This is a genomic window from Stenotrophomonas sp. STEN046, assembly GCF_056759755.1.
This window is the reverse complement of the sequence record NZ_JBRRDR010000051.1, coordinates 24800-33751: the sequence shown is the minus strand read 5'-3', so window position 1 is coordinate 33751 and position 8952 is coordinate 24800. Positions and strand designations below refer to the sequence as shown.

8 protein-coding genes and 1 pseudogene are annotated in these 8952 nt (G+C 67.3%); 3 read left to right on the top strand and 6 right to left on the bottom strand.

Annotated elements, in window-relative coordinates; genetic code table 11:
* Positions 1-102: 102 nt before the first annotated feature.
* Together ACVOLJ_RS18310 and ACVOLJ_RS18305 are read right to left on the bottom strand one after the other, a co-directional pair.
* Complete coding sequence (locus ACVOLJ_RS18310; RefSeq protein ID WP_475280236.1) at positions 103-609, bottom strand: DUF2867 domain-containing protein; 507 nt, start codon at positions 607-609, stop codon at positions 103-105.
* Positions 606-1268, bottom strand: coding sequence for a serine/threonine-protein kinase (locus tag ACVOLJ_RS18305; protein ID WP_475280237.1), 663 nt, complete (start codon positions 1266-1268; stop codon positions 606-608). Before ACVOLJ_RS18305 ends, ACVOLJ_RS18310 begins: the two co-directional genes overlap by 4 nt.
* A gap of 85 nt (positions 1269-1353) precedes the next feature.
* Between ACVOLJ_RS18305 and ACVOLJ_RS18300 the strand changes: the two genes are divergently transcribed.
* The gene (locus ACVOLJ_RS18300; protein WP_481564777.1) at positions 1354-3348 is read left to right on the top strand and encodes a bifunctional DedA family/phosphatase PAP2 family protein; all 1995 of its coding nucleotides are present in this window, start codon (positions 1354-1356) and stop codon (positions 3346-3348) included.
* Positions 3349-3461: 113 nt separating this feature from the next.
* On the opposite strand, the gene ACVOLJ_RS18295 is transcribed toward ACVOLJ_RS18300, so the two are convergent.
* From ACVOLJ_RS18295 to ACVOLJ_RS18285, 3 genes are all read right to left on the bottom strand, one after another.
* Positions 3462-4040 (bottom strand): LON peptidase substrate-binding domain-containing protein, encoded by a 579-nt coding sequence (locus tag ACVOLJ_RS18295; RefSeq protein ID WP_475280239.1) that lies wholly within the window; start codon positions 4038-4040, stop codon positions 3462-3464.
* Entirely contained in the window at positions 4037-5401 is a 1365-nt protein-coding gene (gene mpl / locus ACVOLJ_RS18290) for a UDP-N-acetylmuramate:L-alanyl-gamma-D-glutamyl-meso-diaminopimelate ligase (RefSeq protein WP_481564776.1), read from the bottom strand. The genes ACVOLJ_RS18295 and mpl overlap by 4 nt, the downstream gene beginning before the upstream one ends.
* Positions 5402-5728: 327 nt before the next feature.
* Entirely contained in the window at positions 5729-6292 is a 564-nt protein-coding gene (locus ACVOLJ_RS18285) for an adenylate kinase (protein ID WP_475280241.1), read from the bottom strand.
* A 136-nt stretch (positions 6293-6428) separates the two neighbouring features.
* On the opposite strand from ACVOLJ_RS18285, the gene ACVOLJ_RS18280 reads away from it, so the two are divergent.
* The gene (locus tag ACVOLJ_RS18280; RefSeq protein WP_481564775.1) at positions 6429-7685 is read left to right on the top strand and encodes a 6-phosphofructokinase; all 1257 of its coding nucleotides are present in this window, start codon (positions 6429-6431) and stop codon (positions 7683-7685) included.
* Positions 7686-7750: 65 nt separating this feature from the next.
* Positions 7751-8118 (top strand): annotated as a pseudogene (locus ACVOLJ_RS18275) (DUF488 domain-containing protein).
* Between the two features lie 79 nt (positions 8119-8197).
* Here ACVOLJ_RS18275 and ACVOLJ_RS18270 read toward each other — a convergent pair.
* On the bottom strand, positions 8198-8701 hold the full coding sequence (locus tag ACVOLJ_RS18270; RefSeq protein WP_481564774.1) for a hypothetical protein: 504 nt from the start codon (positions 8699-8701) through the stop codon (positions 8198-8200).
* Positions 8702-8952: the final 251 nt, after the last annotated feature.

The following is an 8952-nucleotide window of genomic DNA, read 5'->3' as shown; positions in this document are numbered from 1 at the left end:
CTGTGGCAGAGCGGCTACGCGTGCGAGGGCACGCGCAATTTCATCGGCCACCTGGTCGTGCGGGCGACGCCGTAACCGGGTAGCCCCGGGCAGGGCCCGGCGCTACCGATAGGCGCGGATCTGCTTCTTCAGCAGGTGCGGCACGATCAATCGATGTACCGGCGCGACCGGCAGCATGTACAGCCGGCCGAACGCGTTATGGGTATGCACCACGGTCGCCACTTCCAGCACCTCGCCCTGCCATTGCAGCGCCAGCTGCACGCGCAGGTGGCGGTCGTCGTCCTCAAGCACGATGGCATCATCATCCAGCGCCTGCAGGGTGAAGATGCCAAGGCGTTGCCCCGGACGCGGATCCCCGCCGTCCTGCACCGCACGCAGCGAGCCGAGATCCTTCATGCCGAGCAGGCGCATCCCGCGATTGCGCAGCGCCATCAGCCGGTCGAACCAACCGGGAATGCTCGCGGCCATATCGCGGTAGGCCTGCAGCGCCGTGCGCCCGTCGCGCCGGGTCGTGGCCTGGCAGGCGTGCACGAAGCGGGCACCGGGCTGCTGCGTGCGCAGCACGCTGCCCGCGCTCAATGGCCCGGTCAGCACCGGCGGCGGGCTCACGGCTTCGGCCCCTGCCCTTCGTTGTCTTCCCAATGCAGGATGCGGCGGGTGACGAAGCGATAGACCGGCTTGCCGGTGGCGAACCACAGATCGCGTACCCATGAGGTGCGCTTGAGCAAGCGCTTTTCCACCGGCGTCAGCGATTCACGGCAGTACATGCGCTTGTGCTTGAGCAGGTGGCGCAGGTCTTCGCGGGCCAGCAGGCGCATCCATCGTGAGCGCGGGTTGCCGATCACCGCCAGCTGGAAATCGATCAGCGCCGGACGACCATCGTCAGTGACCAGCCAGTTGGCCTCCTTGGCCAGGTCGTTGTGGGCCACACCGCGCCGATGCAGCTGCTGCAGCAGGCGCCGCGCGGCACGGAACCAGCTGAGGTCGCCGCGTGGCGGCCGCTGGTACATCGCATCGCCCGCCATGAAGCTGCGATCGAGATGACGGCCGGTCCAATCCAGCAGCTGCGGCACATCGGCCATGCCGTGGATATGGCGCAGCGCACGTGCTTCACGGCGTGCCAGCCACCACGCCGGCAGCCGCAGCCACAGCGGCGTGGCGCCCAGATCGCGGCGCACGAAGGGGCCCTCGGGCCCCTGCACCAGCAGGATTCGACCGAAGCTGTCGGCCTTCAGTGCATGGGTTGGCGCATCGTTGGATACAGGCATGGCGCCATTCTAGGCGATGAGCCCTGTTGCAAACGGTCACCAAGCGGCTGGGAACCAGTCACCTTCACGCCTCTATAATCGGTCAATGGACTCTTCATGGATCGACGCCACCCTCGCGTGGATTGCCGCTCATCCCGTGTTGGCGGGTGCGGTCATCTTTCTGATCGCCTTCTGCGATGCGGTCATCATTCTCGGCGCCATCGTGCCGGCACTGCCGTTGCTGTTCGCGGTGGGCGTGTTCATCGGCCTGGGCCAGATCTCTGGACCGTACGCGGTGGCGGCGGCCGCACTGGGTGCCTTCGCCGGCGATGGCATCAGTTACTGGATCGGCCGCCGCTGGGGTGATCGCCTGCGCGGCATCTGGCCGTTCAGCCGCTATCCGCAGCTGCTTGACCGCGGTGAGAACCTGTTCCGGCGCAATGCCTTCAAGAGCATCCTGGTCGCCCGCTACGTCGGCGCGATCCGGCCATTCGTGCCTGCCATTGCCGGCATGATGAAGATGCCGGCCAGCCGCTACGTGCAGGCCAGCGGCATTGCCAGCATTTCCTGGGCGGTGCTGTTCCTGGCGCCCGGCTGGGTGCTGGGCGAGGCCTACGACACGGTGGCCGCTGTCGCCGGCCGCTTGGTGGTCGTGGTCGGCCTGCTGGCGGTGATCCTCAGCCTGGTCTGGGCCATCGTGCTGTACGGCTATCGCTGGTCGGCCGCACGCATGGACAACTGGCTGGCGCGCCTGCTGGACTGGTCCAACCGGCACCCGACACTGGGCCGCTACACCGTGGGGGTGCTCGACCCCAGGCGCCGCGAGTCGGTACCGCTGGCAATGCTGGCGCTGATGCTGCTGCTGCTGGGCTGGGGCTGGTTCGCACTGCTGACCGTGGTGGTTGCCCATGGCGAACCGCTGGCGGTGGACCTGCTGGTGCACCAGGCAATGCTGGCCCTGCGCAACCCATTGGCCGACTACCCGATGGCCGCGCTGGCTTCGCTGGGGGCCTGGCCGGTGTTGCTGCCAGCCACTGCCGCGGCGATGGGCTACCTGATCTGGCGCCGGCGCTGGATGGCCGCCGCCCATTGGCTGGCCGCGCTGGCCTTCGGCCTGGCCCTGACCATGCTGCTCGGTGCCACCGTCGATGTGGTGCGCCCGGTCGATGCCAGCAGCGGCTTTGGCTTCCCCTCGGTGTCGGTGACCATGGCCACCATCACCTTCGGCTTCTTCGCCATGCTCATCGCCCGCGAGATGCCCGGCCGCACCCGCGTCTGGCCTTATCTGGTGTCAGGCATCGTGGTCAGCCTGATCGGCTTCGCGCGCCTCTACCTGGGGGCGCATTGGCTGAGCGATGTGATCGGCGGCATGCTGTTTGGCACCTTCTGGCTGCTGGTGCTGGGCATCGCCTACCGCCGCCGCTTCAACCGCTCGTTCTGGGTCAAGCCGGTGGCGTGGCTGTTCTACGGCGTCTTTGCACTGGCCGCCATGTGGTACGCACCGCGCAACATCGCGGTAAAGCTTGAACGCTTCGAACCCACCCTGCCGGCACCGCTGGCCATGGACGCACAGGCCTGGTGGCAGCAGGACTGGGCGAAGCTGCCGGCGCGCCGCAATGAATTCGACGATGACCAGCGCTGGCCGCTGGACGTGCAGGTGGCCGGCCCGTTGGCACCGCTGCAGGCGCAGCTGGAAGCGCGCGGCTGGAAGGTGCAGGCCCAGGCCGGCTGGCAGGAAGCGTTGTTGATGCTGGACAAGAACACCGGCGCCGATGAGTTGCCGGTGCTGCCGGCCACCCTGGAGACGCGCGTGGAAGCGCTGCTGATGGTGCGCCAGGGTGCGCGGCCGGATGAGCGCTACGTGCTGCGCCTGTGGCCGGCGCCTGCACAGTTGCAGCCGGGCAACACCGCCTTGTGGCTGGGCAGTGCGCAGACCCTGCGTTACGAGCGGCATTTCCAGTGGATCGGCATGTGGCACCCGGTACGCGGCGTCGACCCGGCGTTGAACGCGGTCAAGGACGCCGTGCAGTCGTTGCCGCAACGCGAGGACGTGCAGGCGGAAACCGGCTTGCCGGTGCTGCGCTTGAAGACCGGCCCCTGATGGATCCGCCGGGCATGGCCCGGCGCTACCGCTCCCGCTCTGGTAGTTGCCAACCTTGGTTGGCACTTCCAGGAAAGGCTGCCAACCAAGGTTGGCAACTACCGGTTCCGGCCTTACGGCATCCAGCCCAGCAACTGCTGCAGGCGCTGGTGCGGGTCGTCCATCTGCAGCAGCTGCAGGCGCTGCTGTTCGCTCAACGGCAGCAGTTCGGCCAACCGCCAGCTGACCCAGCTGGCCTGGTCCAGCAACGCCGGCGTGGCCGGCGCGAATGCTTCCCCTGCCTGCTCGATGATGTGCCCCAGCAGGGTAGCGAGCAGCGCATGCTGCGGACGCAGCTCGTCGTCGGGGTCTTCTTCGCACCAGCGTACGTCGGCAACCACCAATCCGTTGTCGCGCACGCGCGTACGCTCCACATGGAAGCGGCGGGTGCCGCGCAGCCGCAGCTGCAGCACGCCGTCGGCACCGACATCGAAATCCTCGATCTTCACTTCCACGCCAAATGCCGCCGGCGTCGCAGGTACGCCGACCTCCTGTCCCTCCAGGATCAGGCAGACGCCGAAGCCCTCCCCGCTCCGCCCGGTTTCACGCACCAGATCCAGGTAACGTGGCTCGAACACGCGCAGGCCAATGGCCGCGCCCGGCAGCAGCGTGGCATGCAGCGGGAACAACGGCAGCGACGCTTCGCTGCTCATCGCGCCTGCAGTTCCGCGAGGAAACGGCGCGGCGCGCCATCGAAGCCACCGTTGGACATGAACACCACATGGTCACCCGGGCGCGCATCGGACTGCAGCTGCGCCAGCAGCGCGTCGGTGTCGGGCACCGCATGCGCCTGCCCGCGCACGGCGGCGATCACCGCCGCCGCGTCCCACGCCAGTTCGGGGCGATGCAGGAACACCACCTCGTCGGCCAGGCCCAGCGACGGTGCCAGCGCCTGCGCATGTGCGCCCAGCCGCATCGAATTGCTGCGCGGTTCCATCGCCACCACGATGCGCGCCTCACCGACCCTGGCACGCAGGCCTTCGAGCGTGGTCGCAATCGCGGTCGGGTGATGGGCGAAGTCGTCGTAGATGGTGATGCCATCGCAGCTGCCGATCACTTCCATGCGGCGCTTGACGCTGCGGAAGCGCGCCAGCGCGGGGATCACCTCGGCCGGCGTGACGCCGACCGCGTGCGCAGCGGCAAGTGCGGCCAACCCATTGAGCACGTTGTGCCGGCCCAGCAATGACCACTGCACATCACCCAGCGCCTGGCCACGATGGTGGACGCGGAAAGCGCTGCCATCGGCGGCCAGCAGCTCGGCATGCCACTCCAGCGACGGATCGAAACCAAAGCGCTCGACCGGGGTCCAGCAGCCCATTGCCAGCACTTCGGCCAGGTGCGCGTCTTCGCCGTTGACGATCAGGCGGCCGCGTGCCGGCACCGTGCGCACCAGATGGTGGAACTGGCGCTGGATCGCGGCCACGTCCGGGAAGATGTCGGCGTGGTCGTATTCGAGGTTGTTGAGGATGGCCACCAGCGGCCGGTAATGCACGAACTTGCTGCGCTTGTCGAAGAAGGCGGTGTCGTACTCATCGGCCTCGACCACGAACTCCCGCCCCTGGCCCACGCGGGCAGAGACACCGAAATCCTCGGCAACGCCGCCGATCAGGAAACCCGGGGAGCGGCCGGCGCTTTCCAGCAGCCAGGTGAGGATGGTGGTGGTGGTGGTCTTGCCGTGGGTGCCGGCCACTGCGAGCGTGTCGCGGCCCGGCAGCACCTGTTCGGACAGCCACTGCGCACCGGAAATGTAGCGCTGGCCGGCGTCCAGCACCGCTTCCACCGCTGGATTGCCGCGCGACAACGCGTTGCCGATCACCACTTCGGCAGTGCCGGCCGGCACGCTGTCGGCCCGGTAGCCCTGGTCCAGGGTGATGCCCAGCTTCTCGAGCTGGGTGGACATCGGCGGATAGATGGCCTGGTCGCTGCCACTGACCGTATGGCCCAGTTCCCGCGCCAGGGCGGCCACGCCGCCCATGAAGGTGCCGGCAATTGCAAGGATATGTACGCTGCTCATGACCGGGGATTGTGACCGATCACGGCTGTATAGGGCCATCGTCGGAAACGGGGTAAGAGAACCCCTACAGCGACTGTGAGAAAACTCCAGCCATATGTCAGGGAATTCCCGATAGCGATGTTCTGTGAACCCGGACACAATTCAGGATGCCAGCCGCAGTACCCGAACCGGTCCTACTCCCCAAGAGGCCATCCCCAAGGGAGCTCATGCTGTGGGGGCCCTGAGCAAGCCCTTTGCTGGCACCTATGAAACGACACAGGCCTGATCCTCGAGGATCAGGCCTGTGTTTTTTGCGCTGCGCTGGCCGGTCTCGACCGGCCAAGGGCATCAGCGCTTGATCGCCGCCAGGATGCGGGCTTCGATCTCGTCCAGCTCGCCTACGCCGTCAACCCGGGCCAGGGTGCCGCGGCCGGCGTAGAAGTCGACCACCGGAGCGGTCTGCTCGGTGTAAACCTGCAGGCGCTTGCGCACCGATTCCGGATTGTCGTCGGCGCGGCCCTGTTCCTGCGCACGGCCGGCGATGCGCTCGACCAGCAGTTCGGTGGCCACGTCCAGCTGCACCACGGCATCCAGCGGCTGACCGATCTCGGCCAGCATGCCGTCCAGCGCGTTGGCCTGGGCCACGTTGCGCGGGTAACCGTCAAGGATGAAGCCCTTGGCGACATCGGCCTGGGCCAGTCGCGACTTCAGCATGCCCAGCAGGATCTCGTCCGACACCAGGTTGCCGGCATCCATCACCGACTTGGCCTGCTTGCCCAGCTCCGAGCCGGCAGCGATTTCCGCGCGCAGCATGTCGCCGGTGGAAATGTGGGCGATGTCGAGCTTTTCCTTCAGGCGCGTCGCCTGTGTCCCCTTGCCCGAACCGGGCGGTCCCAACAGAACCAATCGCATTGACCTGACTCCAACGTGTTGAAAATTAAGAAGGTTCGCGTCCCGGACGGTCCGGTATCGCTGCACCGCAATAGCGCCACTTTAGCGCATACGGGTAATGTCCCTGCAATGTCCCCTCCCCCGAACAGGTAGAAGCATGCGCAACGGTACCCTTCTTTACGCCCAGTCCGGCGGCGTCACCGCCGTCATCAACGCGACCGCCGCAGCGGTGATCGAGCAGGCCCGGGCCAAGGGAATCAAGGTTCTGGCCACGCGCAACGGCATCCTCGGCGCCCTGCGCGAGGAACTGATCGACACCAGCAAGGAGAGCGCGGCGGCCATCCGTGCCCTCGCCCACACCCCGGGCGGCGCGTTCGGCTCGTGCCGGGTCAAGCTGAAATCGCTGGAGGCCGACCGTGCCCGGTACGACCGCCTGCTGGAGGTGCTGCGCGCCCACGACGTGCGCTGGTTCCTCTACAACGGCGGCAACGACTCGGCCGACACCGCGCTGAAGGTCTCGCAGCTGGCCAAGGCTTCCGGCTATGACCTCACCTGCATCGGCGTGCCCAAGACCATCGACAACGACCTTGCGGTGACCGACACCTGCCCGGGCTTCGGCTCGGCGGCCAAGTACACCGCGGTTTCCGTGCGCGAGGCGGCATTGGACGTGGCCGCGATGGCCGAAACCTCCACCCGCGTCTTCATCTACGAGGCGATGGGCCGCCACGCCGGCTGGCTGGCCGCCGCCGCCGGCCTGGCCGGCACCGGCGACGATGATGCCCCGCACATCATCCTGCTGCCCGAGCGCGCATACGACGAGGCCGTGTTCCTGGCCAAGGTCAAGGCGGTGGTCGCGCGCGTGGGCTACTGCGTGGTGGTGGCTTCTGAAGGCATCGCCACCGCCGATGGCCGCTTCGTGGCCGATGCCGGTGGCGGCAAGGACTCCTTCGGGCATTCGCAGCTGGGCGGCGTCGCCGCGCACCTGGCAGGCCGGGTCAAGGACCAGTTGGGCCTGAAGGTGCACTGGGCCCTGCCCGACTACCTGCAGCGCTCTGCGCGCCACCTGGCCAGCAAGACCGACTGGGAACAGGCGCAGGCGGTGGGCAAGGCCGCCGTGCAGCTGGCGCTGAAGGGCCAGAACGGAGTGATGCCGGTGATCGTGCGCAGCAGTGATGCACCGTATCGCTGGAAGATCGAAGCCGCACCGCTGTCGAAGATCGCCAACCATGAGAAGAAGATGCCGGCCAGCTTCATCCGTCGCGATGGCTTCGGCATCACGGCCAAGGCCCGCGCGTATCTGTCGCCGCTGATCAAGGGCGAAGCGCCGCTGCCCTATGGCGCCGATGGCCTGCCGAAGTACGTATCGCTGAAGAACGTGGCGGTGAAACAGAAACTGCCGGCCTTCGAGGGCTGATCAGAAAAGGGGGACGGAGGGGATCAAGTCGTCCCCCCTCCGTTCCCTTTTCATGGAGGAAGGTCATGGCATTGCGCGTTGTTCGACTCGGTACGCCGCGTGCGGCACGGTGCGGCGCCCGCCGCGTGGTGTGCCGCGCAGCGAATTTGCCCGGCAGGACTGGTACGACGTCTGGTTTCCCACGCTGTCTCCCAGCGCGGAGCTGGTGAAACAGGCGCACGAGGCGAAGAGCGCCGCCGACTGGAACACCTTCTTCCGCCACTACAAGGCGGAAATGAAGGCACCCGACGCGGCGCATGCGCTGGACCTGCTCGCGGCGCTGTCGCAGCACAGCGATATCGCGGTGGGCTGCTATTGCGAGGACGAGGCGCATTGCCACCGATCGGCGCTGCGCGAGTTGCTGGTGGCGCGTGGGGCCAGATTGGCGGAGTAGTCAATCGGTTGCCGGCCAGCGGCCGGCCCTACCCAGGTCTCCCAACCAGTAGATCCACGCCATGCGTGGATGCTCAACCTCAATTGCAGGCCTTGCCTTCCATCTGCAGCTGCGCAGCGAACATCGTCACCTGCGGAATCTGGCCGGCGGCGGCCTGCTTCTTGGCTTCTTCCAGGTAGATGCGTGACTGCCCCTGCCCGTCCAGCTCCACCTTGTTGCTCGACGGCAGGCGCCACACGCGCACCACTGCCTGCTGCGCCGGGCAGGTCGCGTTGGGCACACGGATCACGTCATTGAGTTTCCAGCCCTTGTCCGCACTCGGCTGCGCCTTGGCGTAGTCGACGAAGCGGGCGCGCGGCTGGCACTGCTCGCTGGTGCGCACGGCTGAGAATCGATAGGGCTCGGCGGCCTGGCCGGTGAACGCACCTTCCAGGCGCGCACAGGCTTCGGGAATCTGGCGCAGCGTATGCACCGCGCCCACCGCCTGTGGCGCGCCGACGGCACGCTGCAGTTCGGGGGTTTCGGCAGCCAACGCGGGCATCGCCGGGGCCAGGACGGCAAGCATCAACAGGGACAGGCGCATGGAGATTCTCCTACAGGACTCGGCGCAGGCTTGCAGAGGTTGGCTTAACGGGGTGCAAAGGCGTGCGGCTCTCAAAGCATGCCCATGGACCGGCGGCGGGTTCCGCGCGCATGGCGATGCGTTCATCTGGAGGGCGCCCACGGATCATGCGGCGCGGCGCGGCCCGGCGCTACCATCCAGACGCGGGTGCACGCATACTGCGGTCACCAGGGAATGCTGAACACCGCCATACGTCGGACGACCGCCAAGGT

Excerpts from the sequence above, each read along its gene's own strand:
- ACVOLJ_RS18305 (WP_475280237.1), bottom strand. The coding sequence starts at position 1,268 with ATGCCTGTATCCAACGATGCGCCAACCCATGCACTGAAGGCCGACAGC.
- ACVOLJ_RS18300 (WP_481564777.1), top strand. The coding sequence starts at position 1,354 with ATGGACTCTTCATGGATCGACGCCACCCTCGCGTGGATTGCCGCTCAT.
- ACVOLJ_RS18295 (WP_475280239.1), bottom strand. The coding sequence starts at position 4,040 with ATGAGCAGCGAAGCGTCGCTGCCGTTGTTCCCGCTGCATGCCACGCTG.
- mpl (WP_481564776.1), bottom strand. The coding sequence starts at position 5,401 with ATGAGCAGCGTACATATCCTTGCAATTGCCGGCACCTTCATGGGCGGC.
- ACVOLJ_RS18285 (WP_475280241.1), bottom strand. The coding sequence starts at position 6,292 with ATGCGATTGGTTCTGTTGGGACCGCCCGGTTCGGGCAAGGGGACACAG.
- ACVOLJ_RS18280 (WP_481564775.1), top strand. The coding sequence starts at position 6,429 with ATGCGCAACGGTACCCTTCTTTACGCCCAGTCCGGCGGCGTCACCGCC.
- ACVOLJ_RS18270 (WP_481564774.1), bottom strand. The coding sequence starts at position 8,701 with ATGCGCCTGTCCCTGTTGATGCTTGCCGTCCTGGCCCCGGCGATGCCC.